The sequence below is a fragment of the Terrimonas alba genome (genome assembly GCF_042434975.1).
Classification (GTDB): domain Bacteria; phylum Bacteroidota; class Bacteroidia; order Chitinophagales; family Chitinophagaceae; genus Terrimonas_B; species Terrimonas_B alba.
Map to the genome: position 1 here is coordinate 99961 of NZ_JBHMQM010000008.1, position 18802 is coordinate 118762.

The window sequence follows — 18802 nt, forward strand, 5'->3', positions numbered from 1 at the left end:
TCATTATAAGTGTTGATTGAGTGAAGTTAATTCACCATTCACCACTCACTATTCACTAACATGATAGCAGAAACTTTTATAAAAAGACCCGTCACCGCAATAGTTATTTCTGTTGTGTTGGTATTGGTGGGGATTATTTCGCTGATCAGTCTTCCCGTAGCTCAGTATCCCGAAATTTCTCCTCCTACCGTCAATATTACCGGTAATTTCATTGGTGCTGACGCAAAAACCGTTGAGCAAACTACAACTACTGCTATTGAATCGCAGGTAAATGGTACACCGGGAATGACGTATATGACCAGCAACAGTACCAGCAGTGGTCAAAGTAGCATTACTGTAAATTTTCAGGTAGGTACTGATATCAATATTGCAACGCTGGATGTGCAAAACAGGGTAAGTGTAGCTGAACCTTCATTGCCCGATGCGGTGAAAAGATTAGGCCTTACGGTGCGTAAGCGTAATCCCAGCATCATGATGGTACTGGCTTTTTATTCGCCTAATGGAACACACGATGCAACATTCATTGGTAACTATGTCAATATTTATGTAAAAGATGCATTATCGAGAGTGAAGGGTGTTGGTGATATTCTTTCCCGTGCCGATGATTTCAGTATGCGCATTTGGCTCAATCCTGAAAAACTTGCTGCTTTAAATATGACGCCTGGCGAAGTAAATGCAGCGTTGCAGGAACAAAACATACAAATAGCAGCCGGTACAGTTGGCGGTAACCCTCAACCAGGAACGCAAACTTTTGAATACACTGTGCTTACCGATAGCCGGCTCAATACACAAGAGCAATTTGAAAATATTGTTGTGCGCACACGTCCTGCTGACGGAAGTATTGTTTATCTGAAAGACATTGCGAGAGTAGAGTTAGGAAAATTTGATTATACAATTAAAGCATTTGCCAATGGCAAGCCTGCAGCTTTTGTTTTGATCTACCAGGCGCCTGGCGCCAATGCACTGGATACATACAGAGGGGTTAATAAGGCGCTGGAAGAAATGAAAAAAACATTTCCGAAGGACATTGATTACCTGGTACCGCTTGAAACGGCTACTGTTGTAGAAGTGTCTATTAACGAGGTTGTGCATACACTGGTGGAGGCGTTGATATTGGTGGTACTGGTGGTGTTTTTGTTTTTACAAAACTGGCGGGCCACACTCATTCCTGTATTAGCTATCCCTGTTTCATTGATAGGTACATTTATTCTATTCAACACACTTGGTTTTACCATCAATACACTCACGCTGTTTGCCTTTGTTTTGGCTATTGGCATTGTGGTGGATGACGCAATCGTTGTTGTTGAAGCGGTGCAGCATAATATTGACCATGAAAAAATGAACCCTAAAGAAGCGACAAGGAAAGCGATGAAGGATATATCCGCCCCGGTAATAGCCATTGCATTGATCCTGGCGGCTGTATTTGTTCCGGTTGGTTTTATTCCCGGCATTGTTGGAAGATTATATCAGCAGTTTGCAATCACTATTGCTGTATCGGTTATTATTTCTGCATTCGTGGCTTTGTCGCTAACGCCTGCATTGTGTACTATTTTGCTAAAGCCATCGAAAGATGAAAATGCAAAGAAAAATATCCTGGAAAAATTCTTTGCCTGGTTTAACAGAGGATTTAGCCGTTTAAACTATCGTTATACAAAAGGAGTAGGAACATGGATCAGAAGAACGCCTTATGTATTGGTGATGCTGGTAGTATTATTTGTGGGATTGTTCTTTTTGTTTAAAAATAAACCGACAGGGTTTATCCCGATAGAAGATGAGGGCCGGATGTTTGTAACGTATGAAATGCCGGAAGCTACATCTACAACCCGCAATGTTGAAATGTTATTGGAGATCAGTAAACGCATCAGGTCATTGCCGGAAGTAAAAGTGGTAGGAGGGTTGGCCGGGTTGAATATCGTATCATTTGCGAATAAATCCAATGCAGGGACCATCTTCGTAATGCTAAAACCCTGGGATGAAAGAAAAGGTAAAGAGCATCATGTGCAAACCGTTATTGCCAAAATACGGGCTATGACGGCAGATATAAAAGAAGCAAGGGTGTTGCCCATCGCGCCGCCAGCTATTCCCGGTTTGGGAGCGACTTCAGGTTTTACATTTGAGCTTCAACAAACCAGCAGCACTGACGATATTCAGCAATTTGAGAAAGTGGCCCGTGATTTCTTAGGAAAACTGTATCAGCGACCAGAGATTGGTGCCGCTTTTACTTTCTTTAATGCCCGTACTCCCAGCTACCAGGTAGATGTAAACAGGGAACAGGCAAAAAAATTAGGTGTGCAGGTATCGGATGTTTATACTACTCTTTCCAACTTTTTGGGAAGTAATTATGTCAACGACTTTAATTTATATGGAAGGAATTTCCGGGTAATGTCACAAGCGGATAGCTCATATCGGGGTTCGCTGGCCAACATTGAAAAGTATTATGTGCGCAACAGCCAGGGTAGTATGGTGCCGTTGGGTTCGCTGGTAACCACAAAAGTGATAGAAACCCCTGCGGCTATTTCCCATTACAACATTTATCGTTCAATCGAAATAAATGGAACGCCCAAAGCTGGATACAGCAGCGGTCAGGCCATTGACGCATTAAGAGAAGTAGCTCAGACATTGCCGGCCGGTTATGGGTATGAATTTTCAGGTATGAGCCGTGAGGAGATAGCAGCAGGCAACCAGCAAACAACCATCTTTGCGATCTCCCTCATCTTTGTCTTCCTGTTTTTGGCTGCATTGTATGAAAGCTGGTCCGTTCCCTTTTCTGTGCTATTTGCCGTACCTATTGGTGCCTTCGGTTCTATTTTGACATTGACATTTATTCCAGCTCTTACCAATAATATTTATGCACAAATTGGTTTGATAACGCTTATAGGACTGGCTGCCAAGAATGCTATTTTGATCGTTGAGTTTGCAAAGGAACGGGTGGATAAAGGAATGGATATTGTTCATGCGACATTGCAGGCCGTTCAGTTGAGGTTGCGTCCTATCATTATGACATCAATGGCTTTTATACTTGGTGTATTGCCGCTGGCTTTCGCAAGCGGAGCGGCTGCCGAGAGCCGCAAAACAATCGGGTGGACGGTATTTGGCGGAATGCTGGCTGCGACAACGCTGGCCATCTTTGTAGTGCCTGTTTTGTTTGCACTGATCACCAGGCTTTCTTATGGTAAAAAACTGAAACGACTACAGGAAGAGCATAAAAAGGAAGAAGAGATAGACAAAGAAATTGTTGATCGTAAACTGGGATAATACTAAAATGATCAATAGTGCAAAGCCAATCCACAGGGGTTGGCTTTTTCGTTGACAAACGGTTTAGATTTTACCGTTAGTGATTTTGGCATTTTGGGCAAATAAACTTTCTTTTGCAGGGATTGTTTTAATAGGGATATTTAAAAATTATGACAGACAAGGCAACAGAAAAAGTTAAGGTGTTAATTATAGGAAGCGGGCCGGCAGGATATACGGCGGCTATTTACGCATCAAGAGCTAATTTAAACCCCGTTTTATACCAGGGGTTGCAGCCGGGAGGCCAGCTCACCATTACTACAGAAGTTGAAAATTACCCGGGTTATGCCGATGGCATCCAGGGGCCTGAGATGATGGTCGATTTTGAAAAGCAGGCTAAAAGGATGGGAGCCGATATACGTTATGGTATCGCTACCAAAGTTGACTTTTCCGGATCGCCGTTGAAAGTACAAATAGACGAGGAAAAATGGATTGAAGCCGACAGCGTAATCATCTCAACAGGTGCATCGGCAAAGTGGCTGGGATTGGAAAGCGAACAGCGCTTAAATGGATTCGGCGTAAGTGCTTGCGCAGTTTGTGATGGTTTCTTCTTCAGGGGCAAAGAAGTAGCCATCGTAGGCGCTGGCGACACGGCAGCAGAAGAAGCTTTATACCTTTCCAAACTTTGCACCAATGTTCACATGTTTGTTCGTAAGTCTGAAATGCGGGCCAGTAAAGTGATGCAGGAAAGAGTATTGAAAACTTCCAACATAAAAGTGTACTGGAATACAGAAACCGAAGAAATCATTGGTGATAAAACGGTGACTGCTGTACGCATAAAAAATAATAAAACAGGTGAAAAACTGGAGATACCTGTTAATGGATTTTTTGTTGCCATCGGCCATCAGCCCAATTCAGATATTTTTAAGCCCTATATCGACATGGATGAAGCTGGCTATATCAAAACTATACCCGGTACTTCCAGAACCAATGTAGAAGGTGTATTCGCCTCCGGCGATGTGCAGGATAAGATCTATCGCCAGGCAGTGACCGCCGCCGGTAGTGGTTGTATGGCTGCGCTGGATGCGGAAAGATATTTAAGTGTAAAGGGAATTCATTAATTGTTCACAAATTGAAAATAGAACATTGGGCATTGAGCATTTAGGCAGGTATAAATGTTCAATATTCAATGCTCAAATAAGGGAACTGCTTCAAACTATTCTTGTCTTTATTTATTGTCAAATGAGCAGCGTGGCCAATCTTCTTACCATCTCTCTCAACAATGTTCGCTTCAGGGCTTACCATGGTTTGCACCCGGAAGAAAGACAAAAGGGAAATGACTTTGTTGTCAATATGCAGGTTGGTTACGTTCCCAAAAGCGGAACCATTCTTTCATTGGACGACACGATTGATTATGCAGCGCTATTCGACATCATTAATGTGACTATGCAAAAGCCGGTTGACCTGCTGGAAACGCTTGTGCAGACCATAGCTCATGCTGTACATCATCAATTTCCACAGGTAAAGGAAATCAATGTGTCAGTAGAAAAACTGAATCCGCCTATTGATAAATTTACAGGCAGTGCGGCCGTGAGTTATAAAGTCGGATTTTAAATAAAAAGATCTTTTAATAGGCGAAAGATATCTCGTAAATTTTAGGCCACATTTTTCCTGTTATGTAAGTTTTGTTGGCCAGCGAATCATAGGCAATTCCGTTCATTTCCAAAGAACCCGGATACAATGATTTTACTTCGTTAGCAAGTGATGAAAGGTCAAGTTTGGCAAGGACCCGTCCGGTACCGGGGTCTATTTTTATAAGCTCATTGGTGGTATATACATTTGCATAAATAAATCCTTTTATAAATTCCAGTTCGTTCAAATAGGGAATCGATCCCCTTGCATCAGACACCGTAATCGTCTTCCTTACCTGTAATGAACCAGGATCAAAATAGGTCAATTGGCTGGTTCCGTCACTCATGATCAATAAGTGCCCGTCTGTCGTCATTCCCCAGCCCTCCTGTGACGGGATAGTAAATTCACTGAGCTTCCGGAAAGTTGTTGCATCATATATAAAACCAATTTTGTTTTTATAAGTTAGCTGGTATACTTTGTCGTTAAAAAAGACGACTCCTTCTCCAAAATATTTTTTTCGATCCAGTTCTACTTTTTTGCTGATCAGACCAGTCTCTAAACTTAACACACCAAACAACGAACGAGTACCAGGCAAGTCATCAGGTGACCCGGTGCTCTCGTATAATTGCCCTTTATGAAACAGTAAGCCTTCTGTGAAAGAAGTAGTATCGTGTGGGTAGGTGTTTTTTACAACATAGTTGATCGCCGGAGTTTCGGTTATAGAACCTTCCTTATTGTCTGCGCCGTCAGTATTACTACAGGAACTGAACACTAACAGAACAGCGATGCCTGATAATATTTTCATTTATCCAGATTAAAAGATTAGAATAGGCAATATATAAAAGATATAGAATAATTAATTTAAGTCGCATCTCGTTTTGAGGAGCGGCCTCGGAAAAAATGCGTTGAGAAAATTTTCCTGAAAGGCGTTAAAATGAAATAATGTTCTATTGCCAGGCTATGGTCTTAGCTCACAAGTCGCACAAATGCCTGGCTTTGTACTATCGATTGAACTATTTCATTTTAGCCGGACAGGGAAATTTTTAGCATTTTTTCCGAAGCCTTGACTTTTTTTGTTACTTTTTTATGTTAAGACAAAAAGTAAATAGTGTATTCTGGATTGATAAGACCTTGCGGTCTAGGTTAATTGTCCATAAAAGATATCTTCAAATCTATATCACCTTTTTTCTCCATTTCCCACTCTTCAAATAAATAAAGGACAAGATGAACAACACTGTCCAGTAAAGCATTTCGGAAGCCCAGGCCCATACCAGCGATAACTTCCATACCTGGAGGACAAAATAGACGTAAATGCTATACAGCAGTATTGCCACTATTTCAATTCCCAGGTTGATCTTAGTATTGCCTGTTCCCGTTACTCCATTTAACCATACTGTGGATATACACATGAACAATAAACCAACCGAGACGATGCGAATAACCGGTATAGCGTCCTGGATAAACCCTTCGTCGCGACCATACAATAACAGGAAAGTTCCGGGAAAAAGATTAATCACTAAGCAAAGGCTCGCCGTAGAGATAAAACTGAGCCTCGCAATTTTCCTGATAAGAAACAACACCTGGTCTTTCTTTCCCTGGCCAATGATATTGCTGACCATGGCATTACTGGTACTTGCAAAGGACCATACAAAGACGCCGAACACAGCAAAGATATTTCGCATGGTATTACTGATCGCCAGCGGCCTTTCCCCATAATGTTCGATAAGAATATAAAACAATAACCAGGCTGACACACTTAGCACATATTGCATCACCAATGGTGAGGATTGCCGGAAGATCAGCCCGGAAATTTTACTGTCAAATTTCAAATGACCAAACAGCAAAAAACGCTGCTGAAATTTTTTATAAAAAATAATCAGGTAAACAATCAAAAGGCCGGATGCCTCTGCTAATATAGATGCAATGGCAGCGCCGTTAAATCCCAATGCCGGCATTCCGAAATGACCATAGATCAGCGAATAATCGAGAAAAATGTTTATCACAGCCTCGATAAAAAATCCATATTTCATGTAGCGGCTGTTGTTGGTGCCTACCAGCATTGCATTTCCCATCTGGAACAAATACAGGAACGGCAGCCCCCATATACGGATCTTGATAAACCCGATGGCTTCGTGCTGCACCCTGTTACTGGCCAACACCGTGGAAAGAAACGCCGGCGCAATAAGATAGGTGATAAAAATACCGGCTATTGCAAAAAGCAGGGCGATCCAAATTGATTGCGAAAACATTTTCCCTATTTCAAGTGGCCTGTTTTCACCGGCCCTGCGGGCTATCAAAGCCTGCAGGCCACTGTTGAGACCATTGCCTACGAGAGCAAATACCAGGTAATAAACACCGGTAATGCCGGCAGCGCCCAGTTCCGTTTCACCCAATCCACTCAAAAAAACCGTGTTCGCCACAAAATTGATTTGGGGTACGAGCATAGCAATAGCAATAGGCAAGGCGATCTTTAATATTTGTTTATTGGATATTTCTACCTGTAAATCTGTATTTGGAATACTGTTTGCCATACGAATGTCGTCGTTTCGGAAAGCCGGGCGGCAAACCTACAATAATTATTTTTGCATATCATTGCAGGTAATAAAAGGGAAATAGTGAAACAGGTATATCATATCATATCAGAAAAAGGGGCAGAGGCCGGACAACAGGTTTTATCGATCAGGGTGGGTGAAAGACATTTTGGATTTGCCATTACTTCCCCGCATGGCGGTGAGCTTTACAAACTAAGCTGGTACACCGATACGGAGATAAATAAATCTACGCTGGATGAAATTTATATGAAGCATCCTGAGCTCCGTCATGCTTATCAAAACATCTTTATTTGCTATGATTACCTGCAGAGCATTATGGTGCCGATGGATCAATATGACAAAGATGATGCAAAGCTTATGCTTCAAACCATGTTTGGAATAAGCGGGAAAGATGCCATTGTCAACGAGCCCGTTTCCGGTTGGCAAATGCACAACGTATATGCGGTGCCAAAAGAAGTGTATGACTGGGTCTACGATCATTTTAAAACAGGCAACTACTGGCACAGCTACACAATAGGTATAAAGAACATCATCACTACTGATTTCGAAGGATCGCTTGCTGCAGACTTTCGCACCGACGACTTTTCCCTTGTTGTTACCAGGGGAAATAAATTGTTGCTCACGCAAACATTCCCTTATTCAACACCTGCTGATTTTATTTATTACCTGCTGGATACCTGCCGCCAGTTTTCTTTTTCGCAAGAGACAGTAAGGGTATACCTGTCTGGTTTAATCGATAAAGAATCCACTTTGTATAAAGAGTTGCATCAATATTTCCTGCATATCCAGTTCAGGGAATCTGAATGGAAAATATCACCTGCAGAAGAGTTACGCTATCCCGCTCACTTTTTTACCTCACTCAACGATTTAGCTAAATGCGAATTATAGGCGGTGAACATGGCGGCCGTAAGTTTAACCCGCCTTCCAAAATGCCTTACACAAGGCCCACGACGGATATTGCGAAAGAAGGTCTTTTTAATGTCCTGCAACATCAGCTTGATATCGAAGAATTGAAAACCCTTGATCTTTTTGGTGGCACGGGGAGTATCAGTTATGAACTCGCTTCAAGAGGAGCAAAAGATCTTACCATTGTGGAGAAGGACAATGCCATGTATGAGTTTATCAAAAAGACAAAAGGCGAATTAAGGATCGATAACCTGAAAACAGTGAAGATGGACGTTTTTAAATTTATTGATCAATGTACAGATAAATTCGATTTTATTTTTGCTGGTCCGCCGTATGCACTTACTACCATTGATGACCTGCCCAGGAAAATATTTGAAAAGCAACTGCTCAATCCAGGTGGCTGGTTTGTGCTGGAGCATACGCCCCGGAATGACTATAAAAAATTTCCTTTTTATAAAAATGAAAAAAATTACGGCACTACGATATTTTCCATTTTTGTCAATGAATAAGTAATGCAAAAAAAGGAAGCAAGAAAGCTATATAAAGAAAAGAGATTGACTCTTTCAGAAAAAGAAAGGGTAAAACTGGATGACCTGCTTTTGATACAATTCCAGTCCGCCGACCTGCCATTTATTGATGGCTTGCTCACTTACTGGCCCATCGAAGAAAATCATGAACCTGATACGCATTTATTTACCGAGTTTCTCCGATTTAGAAATCCGGAGATGAAAATTTGTTATCCCGTATCTGATTTTACTACGGGTGTCATGTACGCCGCTATCACTGATATCGATACACCATTTGCCAAAACAGAATTGAATATTTATGAACCGCAGACTGCGGAGTTTTTACCCGCCAATGAAATCGATATGATCTTCGTTCCGCTGCTGGCATTTGATAAAAAAGGATTCCGGATCGGTTATGGTAAAGGTTTCTATGATAAATGGCTGGCACATTGCCGGCCCGATTGCATTAAAGTAGGTTTCAGCTATTTTGAGCCACTTGATAAGATTGAGGGGCTACATGAATTTGACCTACCTTTAGATCTTTGTATCACACCGTATAACGTGTATGTTTTCTAATTTTTTTCTCAAGTCCTTTCGCATTCTCTTATTGCCATTCGCTTTGATTTATTGGCTTGTCATTGCAGTCCGTAACTGGATGTACAATAAAAAATTATTGCGCAGCACATCGTTTGGGTTACCGTTGATATGCGTCGGCAATCTATCAGTGGGTGGTACGGGTAAATCACCTATGGTAGAATGGTTGGTTCGATTGTTAAAGGATCAGTTTAAGATTGGGATATTGAGCCGGGGATACAAACGAAGAACAAAAGGATATGCATTGGCCAATGAAAGATCAACAGCTCTTGATATTGGTGATGAGCCCATGCAGTTTCACCATAAATTTCCTGATGTGCCGGTAGCGGTTGGCGAGGAAAGGCTGGTTGCAATTCCGCAGCTATTGCACGACAAGCCGGAAACCGAAGTAATCATCCTGGATGATGCTTTTCAGCACAGGACCATAAGTGCAGGTCTGAATATTTTACTGACCGAATACACTAATCTTTTTACCCGGGATTTTTATTTGCCGACAGGTGATCTGCGTGACCTCAAGTCGGAGTATAAAAGGGCCCATATTATCGTCGTGACAAAATGCAGTCCTGAACTTACCCTTGCTGAAAAACAAAAAATTATTGACGAAATAAATCCGGTGAAAGGTCAGTCCATATTCTTTGCTGCCATGGAGTATGGTCAGCCATACCATATTTTAAATAAAACCGGTTTTTATTTCATGGAAAGCACCGAAATTTTGTTGGTCACCGGCATTGCCAACCCCAGGCCACTCAAATCGATGCTGGAGAAACACAGTAAGACCTATCATATGCTGCAATATGCCGATCACCGCATTTTTACCATTGATGACCTGAAGGAGATCAGGAAAAAATTTGCAGCCATTGAAGCCGTTGATAAAATTATCCTGACAACTGAAAAAGATGCTGTACGTTTAGAAAAATTCAATACGGAAATTGCCGACCTGCCTTTATTTGTAATTCCTGTCCGGCATCATTTTTTATTTGATGAGGAAAAGCGGTTTGGTGAACTCGTGATAGATTTTATCCGAAATACCAGGGCAGCAAAAATTTAATTTATGGGTAAAAGAAATTCATCCAGGAAAAAACAAAAAGATCATTCCTCTTCCGGCAAAACCCTCAAGGGCAAGCTTGATATCACCCGTTCAGGTATGGGCTTTGTCATTGTACCGGAGCAGGAAACCGATGTACTGATTCGCCCATCGGATTTTAATACGGCGATGCACGGCGATACCGTGCGGATAAAAATAAAAAGCGGCTTTGGCCGCCGCATGCAGGGTGAAGTGATTGAAGTGCTGGAACGAAAACGTACCGAATTTATCGGTCATATACAACTGAATAAGGACTTTGCTTTTTTTGTAACAGATACAGAAAAGCCAATGCCTGATCTTTTTATTCCATTGAGCAATCTCAACGGGGCGAAGGATAAGGATCGGGTAGTAGTGAGATTGGTACGCTGGGAAAAAGGTGATAAGCGGCCTGTTGGGGAAGTTGTGACAGTGATGGATCCCGAAAACAGCAATGATGCTGCTATGAAGGAAATTCTGCTGGACAACGGCTTCCCGCTGGAATTCCCCGATGATGCTCTGGAAGTGGCAGGACGCATACCCGATACTATTAGTAAGGAGGAGATAAAAAAACGGCGGGATGTCCGGGATATTCTCACGTTTACGATTGACCCTGTAGATGCGAAAGATTTCGATGATGCGATCTCTGTAAAAAAAATCAAGGATGGTCTTTACGAAATCGGTGTGCATATAGCGGATGTAAGCCACTATGTAGAGGCAGATAACCCGCTGGACAAAGCGGCCTATCAAAAAGCGACATCCGTGTATTTGCCTGACCGGGTGAATCCCATGTTGCCCGAACATATTTCCAATGTTCTTTGTTCGCTTCGTCCCAATGAGGATAAACTTACCTTTTCCGCCATTTTCCAGGTCAACTCAAAAGCTGAAGTAAAACAATACTGGCTGGGCAGAACAATCATGCATTCTGACCGCCGGTTTACCTACGAAGAAGCGCAGGATATTATTGAAACAAAGGCCGGCGATCATGCAGAAGAAATTCTGTTGCTAAATGAACTGGCGCAGAAAATGCGTAAGAAAAGATTCAATAAAGGCGCTATCAATTTTTCTTCGCAGGAAGTTCGTTTCAAGCTGGATGAAAAAGGCGACCCGATTGGCATCATGGTAAAGGAGAGCAAAGAGTCGCACCAATTGATCGAAGAGTTTATGCTGCTGGCCAATCGATATGTGGCGGAGAATATTTCCAAATTAAAAGTAAAGGGGAAGCCACTGCCATTTCCTTACCGGATACATGATACACCGGATGAGGAGAAACTATTGCCCTTTATAGCATTCGCCAATAAGTTTGGTCACAAGTTTGATTCGTCCTCACCGGAAGCAATCGCCGCTTCGTTTAATCAATTGCTGAAAGATGCACATGGCAGGCCTGAGCAGCATGTGTTGGAGCAATTAGGTATCCGTACTATGGCCAAGGCAAAGTATACAATCGAAAATGTAGGCCATTACGGGTTAGGTTTTGAACACTATTGCCATTTTACTTCGCCCATTCGCCGCTATCCCGACATCATGGTGCATCGCATTTTGCAGGAAGTGCTCGATAGCCAATTTATAATTGACAAAAAGCTGGAAGAAAAATGTAAGCATTGCAGCGAAAGGGAGAGAGCCGCTATGGAAGCAGAGCGATCTGCCAATAAATATAAACAGGTGCAGTATATGCGTAACTACCTCGGCGAAGATTTTGATGGCGTTATCAGCGGTGTTGCCAGTTTTGGTTTTTGGGTGGAAACAGTTGATCATAAATGCGAGGGTCTGGTAAGCATCAATAGTTTATTGGAATATGATGAGTTTCGTCATGTAGAATCTGATTATGCATTGGTGGGAATGCGCAGCGGTAAAAAATTCAGGATGGGCGATAAAGTGCGAATAAAAGTGGCTGCCGCTAATCTTATCAAACGGCAACTGGATTATGAATGGGTATTATCTTCTGAAACAGCGATAGAAAGTAAAGACATTGAGGAAATAAAAAGACCCAAAAGAAAAAAGAAGCGCTAAGGTAAAGCCCGGACATAATCGCTTGGTTATTGAAGATTCTATTGCCGTGATGCGGTGTCACTTATCTATGGGACGTGTTTTAAAGTAAAGTGCTGTCAAGTGTAGCTTAGTTTAATAACTTCCTATACTGACTATATAAGAGTCTGAAGGCTTGGTGCTATCAATTAAAATGGTAATACTGTCTCCGATTTCAACGGCTTTATAAATACTGGTACTTTGCTCATGGTTTTGATACACCCGATTGTTATAGTAATATCTAAAATAAGTGGATTTTCCTTTGTGAGTTTTTTTTAGGTATACCTGGGCCCTGACAATAGCCCCCATTTTTATCGATTTTTTCCTTATACTTTCTAAAGAGAAAGGCAGTTAATTTGGGCCCGCCACATAAAATACCAAAGAATATTACAAAAAATGCTACAAGAGTAAGCCATCCTTTTCTGGGCATAAAAATTTTATTTTTTATAAGTCGCTGGGAATGTCAAAGTCTTCTTCAGTGAGTTTCTGTTCTTTTATACTAACCGCAGTAGTTTGTGGTTAATCATACTAGATTTTAAAGGAAGAGAACTTTTACTTCAGCTTTATACAATAAAAATAACCATTCGCATCCCCAAAATAAAGGCTGTCATTTTCGATTAGCGGCGATGAAAGAATGGCGCCTAACCCAAGTATCGTTTTTTCTGATTGCTCCATATTGTTTCCATAGAGATTAAAGTCGTCTTTGAATTTATCGCTGTCAGTATAAACGCTGTTATACCTTGCCCGGCTTTCAGGAGTTTGAAACAGGTATTCTACCTTTCCTGATTGATGGTCCGCACCATACAGTTTTCCATTAAAACATCCAAAAAATATCTTATTCCTATTCAGTGCCGCCTGGCCATAAACCCTCATACTTAAAGGCAGCGTCCATTTGATGTCGCCGTTACCTGCATCCATGCAATAAAACCGGTGCGAATCGGATGTTCCAAAATAGATGGCGTCGTTGTGAACGAATGGAGTGGCGACTATCCAGCTTCCCCGTTCTTTCATATTCCATAAGCCGGTACCTGAGTTTATATCGAATGCATAAATGTTATAATCGCGGCTCCCGAAAATAACCGAGTTTTTATACACAGCGGCGGCATTGGCTATTTCCCCTTTTGGAAAATTAATATCCCCAATGGTTTTGAATTTCCAAATAAGCTTGCCGGTCCTGTGATCCAGTGCATAAAAATTGCCGTCAAAACTTCCGATCAGCAATTTTTTACCGGCAATAACAGGTGCCGCATGCACAATGCCCATCGTTTTATATTTCCAAACCAGCTTGCCGGTTCCCGCTTTCAATGCATATACACAACTATCGCCGCTCCCGATGTAAAGCAGGTCCTCAGCAACCACGGGCGATGAAAGATAATAATCCCATAAGTCATAGGTTTTTTCAGCTTTGGTTTTGAACTGCCAGGCCGGTTTGCCATTGTTTTTATCAAGCGCATAGATCAGCCCGTCGCTGCTGTTGAAAATAACGGTCCCTTTATAAATACAAGGCTGCGATTTTAGTTGCCCTTTAGTTTTATACGACCATTTTTGGGCGCCGGTATTTTTATCCAAGGCATAAAAACTGGAATCATGACTTCCAAAATAAATAATGCCGCCATCAATTACCGGCGACGAATAGATGGCCGACCGGGCCGCAAACTTCCACAACAGTGAGTCCTGTGCATTGGTGGAGAAAATAAAAAAGCTAAAACAAAGTAATAGTAGTATTGGTCTTTTCATACGGTTCTATATTCAAAGGCCGTGAAGATACAAAACGGGCGGTTGGTATTCGCTGATCCCATAATAGAAAAAAATCTTCCATTATCTTCGCCTCATGCATTCATTTGAACAGTTATCGCAGCAATTTACCAGCTATTTCGATCAATCTCTTTTTCCTGCTGAACCCGCTACGCTCTATGAAGCGAATAACTATTTCCTGAAAATGGGAGGCAAGCGGGTTCGACCGGTTCTTTGCCTCATGGGCAATGAAATGTTTGATGAAATAAAACCTGATGCATGGGAAGTAGCTATTGCCATTGAACTGTTTCACAATTTTACGCTTATTCACGACGACATTATGGACAAAGCCCCGCTGCGGCGGGGTATGGAAACCGTGCATAAAAAATATGGCGAAAGCACTGCGATATTAGCCGGCGATGTGATGCAGGTCGTCGCCTACGACCATCTTAACAAAATTCATGTCAATTTTCTTCATCAAATACTCGGGCTCTATAATCTCACGGCAAGGCAGGTGTGCGAAGGTCAGCAATTCGATATGGATTTTGAAGCGAAAGAAACCGTTAGCCTGGATGAGTATCTGCGGATGATTGAATTAAAAACATCCGTATTGCTGGCTGCCAGTTTAAAAATGGGAGCGATTTTAGGGGGAGCCGGGGAGAGAAATCAAAAGCTGTTGTATGAATTTGGTCGTAAACTCGGCCTTGCGTTCCAGGTGCAGGATGATTATTTGGATGGTTTTGGCGACCCGGAGAAATTCGGTAAACAAGTGGGCGGCGATATCCTGGCCAATAAAAAAACCTTCCTGTTGATTCATGCGATGGAGACAGCTACATCGTCACAATTGAAAGAGCTGCTGTCATTGATGAAGAATAACCCGGATGACAAAGTAGCCAGGGTGTTACAGTTATTTCATGATTGTAAAGTGGATGATTGGGCGCTGCAATTAAAAAACCAGTTTTTAGATGAGGCATTCAATCACCTGGAAGATATAGCCGTATTGTCGGCACGTAAACAACCGGTGAAAGAACTGGCGCAGTTTCTTGTGCAACGGGAACATTGATGAATAAGTTAACAATCGTCTTAAGGCCGATTATCTTACCACGTTTATACGCATAATTCATACGAACACTAGTCCAAATCATTTTTTTACCTATTTTGAGGGCTTCAAACCAAACCGGCGATGGCAAATTCTTTGTTTCGGAAAAAGGAGATCAAATCGATATTAGCTGAAGGCAGTGAAGAGGGACATGGCACAGGATTAAAAAGAGTATTAACAGTAAGAGATCTTACTTTTTTTGGCATTGCCGCCATTATTGGCGCCGGAAGTTTTAGTAGTTTGGGTGAGGCTGTTTTTAAAGGAGGTCCCGGAGTGGTGGTACTTTTTATTATCACAGGAATTGCCTGTGCTTTTACCGCTTTTTGTTATTCAGAGTTTGCCAGTCGTATACCAGTCGCCGGAAGTGCTTACACCTACTCATATGCCAGCTTTGGTGAATTATTTGCCTGGATCATTGGCTGGGCGCTTATCATGGAGTATTCCATAGGGAATATATATGTCGCCTTTAGTTGGAGTGATTATTTTACCTCTTTCCTGCATAAAATAAATCTTCACATTCCGGATTATCTCGCTACGAGTTATATAGAAGCCCATAAAGCTATTACACAGGGGTCTTCCAACCAGGAATTGATAAATGCCTGGAATTCGGCGCCCATGATCGGCGGATTGCGGATCATCTTTGATTTGCCCGCCATCATTATCAACCTGCTGATTACTTATCTTGTTTACAGGGGAATAAAGGAAAGTCGAAACTTCAGCAATGCCATGGTGATATTAAAACTTGCTATTGTCGCATTGGTGATCCTGGTAGGTGGCGCTTTAGTGTTTTCAAACGGGTTAACGTTTAACTGGGAGCCTGCAAACGATGAAGGGATAAAATCATTTATGCCTAATGGTTTCAGTGGCGTTATGGCGGCGGTTAGTGGTGTGTTCTTTGCTTATATTGGGTTCGATGCCGTAAGTGTTTTAGCGGAGGAAAGCAAAAACCCACAACGTGACCTGCCTAAGGGAATGATCTATTCGCTTGTCATTTGTACCGTTGTTTATATTTTACTCTCATTGGTGTTAACGGGGGCCGTGCATTATAAAAATTTCGATGGAGTAGGAGATCCGTTGGCTTTTATTTTTGAATCACAAAACCTGGATATCGGCTGGATGCAATTACTGGTTTCGATTTGCGCCGTAATTGCGATGACAAGTGTGCTATTGGTTTTTCAAATGGGGCAGCCACGTATTTGGATGAGCATGAGCCGCGATGGTCTGCTGCCACCGGTATTTCAAAAAATTCATCACAAATTCAAAACCCCTTCTTTTGCAACAATCGTGACAGGTCTTGTGGTTGGTGTGCCGATTTTATTTACCGATAAAACTTTCGTGCTTGACTTTACCAGCATTGCGACCCTGTTTGCTTTTGTACTTGTTTGCGGGGGCGTGTTGTTAATTCCGCAAAAAGAAAAGACACCCGGAAGATTTAACATGCCTTACATCAACGGGCAATTTATTTATCCGCTTATCATTGCCCTGGCCCTTTTTCTTTTTGTACAGTATGGAAAGGGATATTTTAAAGATGCATTTGATTTTGATTTTTCCGCTAATAAGGATTACATAGCAGGTGATGCTTCTTTTATGGACCTGGCAACACCTAAAATATCCATTATCAGTTTTTGGGCAATTTGTATTGTATTAAGCGTACTCAGTTTTATAAAAAAATTCTCCCTTATTCCTTTGATGGGTGTTACTACCTGTCTCTATTTGCTAACAGGTATGACCAAGAGTAACTGGGCATGGTTTCTCGGTTGGTTGTTACTGGGACTGGTTATTTACTTCTTCTATGGTTACCGCAATAGTAAACTGGCGCTACAAACTTCTGCCGGTGTATAGGTGATAAAGGCATTCATCGCACACTATTCACCTCTTCCTATCTTTGCAGCATGAAATACCAGGTTGGAGACATTGTATTGGTACTGCATTCCAATGAAGAAGGAAAAATTGTCGATTTCATCAATGAGAAAATGGCGATGGTGGAAATAAGAGGCGTGAGATTTCCTGTTTATATGGATCAAATTGATTTTCCTTATTTCAAGCGATTCACGGAGAAAAAAATTGTGCCGCCAAAAAAGCAAAAAAAATATGTGGATGATGTGAAGCGGGAAAAGCCGACACAGGTTGAAAAAGTCGTGGATGGTGTTTGGCTTACTTTCTTGCCCGTTATGGATACAGATGAGTTTGGAGATCTTGTGGTGGAGCAGTTAAAAGTTCATTTGGTCAATCGTACGGAGACGCCATATAATTTTATTTATAAGCTGAGCTTTTTTGGTGAAACAGATTTTGATTTAAAAAACCGGATCAATCCGTTTGAAGACTTTTATCTCCATGATATCCCTTTTGAAGACATGAATGATAACCCTTCTTTTGATTTCGAGTTTTCGCTGATTCAACCCGATAAAAAGAAGGCTGATTATTATGAGTCGTCGGTAAAGCTTAAAGCCAAACAGCTTTTTGCAAAGATTGAAGAGGTGAAAGAAAAAAACCTCGCCACGTTTTCTTACAAATTGTTTGATAAGTATCCTGATAAATTGATTGAGGATAGGATAGAATTGGGAAAGCTGGCAGCCAAAGGATTTAAAGTGTATAATGCAAAAGAAGCAAGACAGCATCTGGAGTCGCCCCGAACAGTTATCGATTTGCATGCTGAAAAGTTGACGGATGAATGGCAAAACATGAGTAATTACGAAATCCTGGGCCTGCAGTTAAAGACCTTTGAAAAATATTATGATCTCGCTTTGTCTCATATGCAGCCGTCACTAACCGTTGTGCATGGTATGGGAACCGGAAGATTAAGAGACGAGATTCATGATTTGCTTCGTTTGAGAAAAGAAGTTAAATCTTTTGTGAACCAGTATCATCCACAGTTTGGTTATGGGGCTACGGAGATATTCTTCCAGTATTAATTCTCTTTTAATCTATAGACGCAGGTTTCTAACTTATAAGTATTTTTGCAATTGATCTTTGAAATTTTTTGCTACAAGCCGGGTTATCGCTTCATGTAGAATGAGGAGGAAAGTCCGGACAGCGCAGAGCAATGCACCGGTGAAGAGCCGGGTTCAAGGTGGCTTGTGGCGACACAAATCACGGCGAAACAGATAGTGCCACAGAAAATAACTGTCCGCCGCAGGCGGATGAGGGTGAAAACGTGAGGTAAGAGCTCACGACTGGTGGTGGTAACATCATTGGTGGGTAAACCTTGCATGCTGAAATGCCACATAGGTCAGCGATTGAGGGCGGCTCGTCCGATGCTGATGGGTAGGCAGATTGATTCCGGGAGGCAACTTTCGGAACAGATAAATGATAACCGTTCCGGCTTTCAAGCCGGAAAACAGGATCCGGCTTACAGGCTTGTAGTAATTGATTGACACGATGCCGGTCTTTTACTTTGTTAATTGACCGGCATCGCCATTTATGGAATGTCGGCAGGATACCGGTACAAGAATTTTGAACTGTA

General features: G+C 41.8%; 15 protein-coding genes and 1 other RNA gene. 12 read left to right on the forward strand and 4 right to left on the reverse strand.

Annotated elements, in window-relative coordinates; translation table 11 throughout:
- The first annotated feature begins 60 nt into the window (after window positions 1-60).
- The 3 genes from ACFEL9_RS21615 to folB all read left to right on the forward strand — a co-directional run bounded on the left by ACFEL9_RS21615 (window position 61) and on the right by folB (window position 4845).
- Window positions 61-3255, forward strand: coding sequence for an efflux RND transporter permease subunit (locus ACFEL9_RS21615; RefSeq protein WP_385894499.1), 3195 nt, complete (start codon window positions 61-63; stop codon window positions 3253-3255).
- A 149-nt stretch (window positions 3256-3404) separates the two neighbouring features.
- Window positions 3405-4352, forward strand: coding sequence for a thioredoxin-disulfide reductase (trxB, locus tag ACFEL9_RS21620; protein ID WP_385894501.1), 948 nt, complete (start codon window positions 3405-3407; stop codon window positions 4350-4352).
- A gap of 130 nt (window positions 4353-4482) precedes the next feature.
- A complete protein-coding gene (gene folB / locus ACFEL9_RS21625) occupies window positions 4483-4845 on the forward strand; it encodes a dihydroneopterin aldolase (RefSeq protein WP_385894503.1) in 363 nt (120 codons plus the stop codon).
- 13 nt (window positions 4846-4858) lie between these two features.
- Here the strand turns inward: folB and ACFEL9_RS21630 are convergent, their stop codons facing one another.
- Window positions 4859-5668 carry a glutaminyl-peptide cyclotransferase gene (locus tag ACFEL9_RS21630; protein WP_385894505.1) on the reverse strand — a complete coding sequence of 270 codons (810 nt, stop codon included), beginning with the start codon at window positions 5666-5668 and terminating at the stop codon, window positions 4859-4861.
- Between the two features lie 367 nt (window positions 5669-6035).
- Window positions 6036-7394, reverse strand: coding sequence for an MATE family efflux transporter (locus ACFEL9_RS21635; protein ID WP_385894506.1), 1359 nt, complete (start codon window positions 7392-7394; stop codon window positions 6036-6038).
- A gap of 84 nt (window positions 7395-7478) precedes the next feature.
- On the opposite strand from ACFEL9_RS21635, the gene ACFEL9_RS21640 reads away from it, so the two are divergent.
- From ACFEL9_RS21640 to rnr, 5 genes are read left to right on the forward strand one after another with little or no spacing between them, the layout of a single operon-like run.
- Window positions 7479-8303, forward strand: coding sequence for a DUF3822 family protein (locus ACFEL9_RS21640; protein WP_385894507.1), 825 nt, complete (start codon window positions 7479-7481; stop codon window positions 8301-8303).
- Window positions 8291-8830: an RsmD family RNA methyltransferase gene (locus tag ACFEL9_RS21645; protein WP_385894508.1), complete on the forward strand. Its 540-nt coding sequence runs from the start codon at window positions 8291-8293 to the stop codon at window positions 8828-8830. Before ACFEL9_RS21640 ends, ACFEL9_RS21645 begins: the two co-directional genes overlap by 13 nt.
- Before the next feature lie 3 nt (window positions 8831-8833).
- Window positions 8834-9403, forward strand: coding sequence for a 5-formyltetrahydrofolate cyclo-ligase (locus ACFEL9_RS21650; RefSeq protein WP_385894510.1), 570 nt, complete (start codon window positions 8834-8836; stop codon window positions 9401-9403).
- A complete protein-coding gene (gene lpxK / locus ACFEL9_RS21655) occupies window positions 9393-10469 on the forward strand; it encodes a tetraacyldisaccharide 4'-kinase (protein WP_385894511.1) in 1077 nt (358 codons plus the stop codon). Before ACFEL9_RS21650 ends, lpxK begins: the two co-directional genes overlap by 11 nt.
- A gap of 3 nt (window positions 10470-10472) precedes the next feature.
- Window positions 10473-12491, forward strand: a complete 2019-nt coding sequence (gene rnr, locus ACFEL9_RS21660) for a ribonuclease R (protein ID WP_385894513.1) — start codon at window positions 10473-10475, stop codon at window positions 12489-12491.
- A gap of 111 nt (window positions 12492-12602) precedes the next feature.
- Here rnr and ACFEL9_RS26190 read toward each other — a convergent pair whose 3' ends face one another.
- Both ACFEL9_RS26190 and ACFEL9_RS21665 read right to left on the reverse strand, forming a co-directional pair.
- Window positions 12603-12815 carry a DUF3592 domain-containing protein gene (locus ACFEL9_RS26190; protein WP_446753369.1) on the reverse strand — a complete coding sequence of 71 codons (213 nt, stop codon included), beginning with the start codon at window positions 12813-12815 and terminating at the stop codon, window positions 12603-12605.
- A 243-nt stretch (window positions 12816-13058) separates the two neighbouring features.
- Complete coding sequence (locus ACFEL9_RS21665; RefSeq protein ID WP_385894515.1) at window positions 13059-14243, reverse strand: outer membrane protein assembly factor BamB family protein; 1185 nt, start codon at window positions 14241-14243, stop codon at window positions 13059-13061.
- Window positions 14244-14337: 94 nt separating this feature from the next.
- Between ACFEL9_RS21665 and ACFEL9_RS21670 the strand changes: the two genes are divergently transcribed.
- The 4 genes from ACFEL9_RS21670 (at window position 14338) to rnpB (ending at window position 18707) form a co-directional block, all read left to right on the forward strand.
- Window positions 14338-15303, forward strand: coding sequence for a polyprenyl synthetase family protein (locus tag ACFEL9_RS21670; RefSeq protein WP_385894517.1), 966 nt, complete (start codon window positions 14338-14340; stop codon window positions 15301-15303).
- Window positions 15304-15423: 120 nt separating this feature from the next.
- Complete coding sequence (locus ACFEL9_RS21675; RefSeq protein ID WP_385894518.1) at window positions 15424-17181, forward strand: amino acid permease; 1758 nt, start codon at window positions 15424-15426, stop codon at window positions 17179-17181.
- A 50-nt stretch (window positions 17182-17231) separates the two neighbouring features.
- Window positions 17232-18251, forward strand: coding sequence for a Smr/MutS family protein (locus ACFEL9_RS21680; protein ID WP_385894520.1), 1020 nt, complete (start codon window positions 17232-17234; stop codon window positions 18249-18251).
- 70 nt (window positions 18252-18321) lie between these two features.
- An RNA gene (gene rnpB, locus ACFEL9_RS21685) (RNase P RNA component class A) lies at window positions 18322-18707 on the forward strand.
- The last annotated feature ends 95 nt before the right edge of the window (window positions 18708-18802 follow it).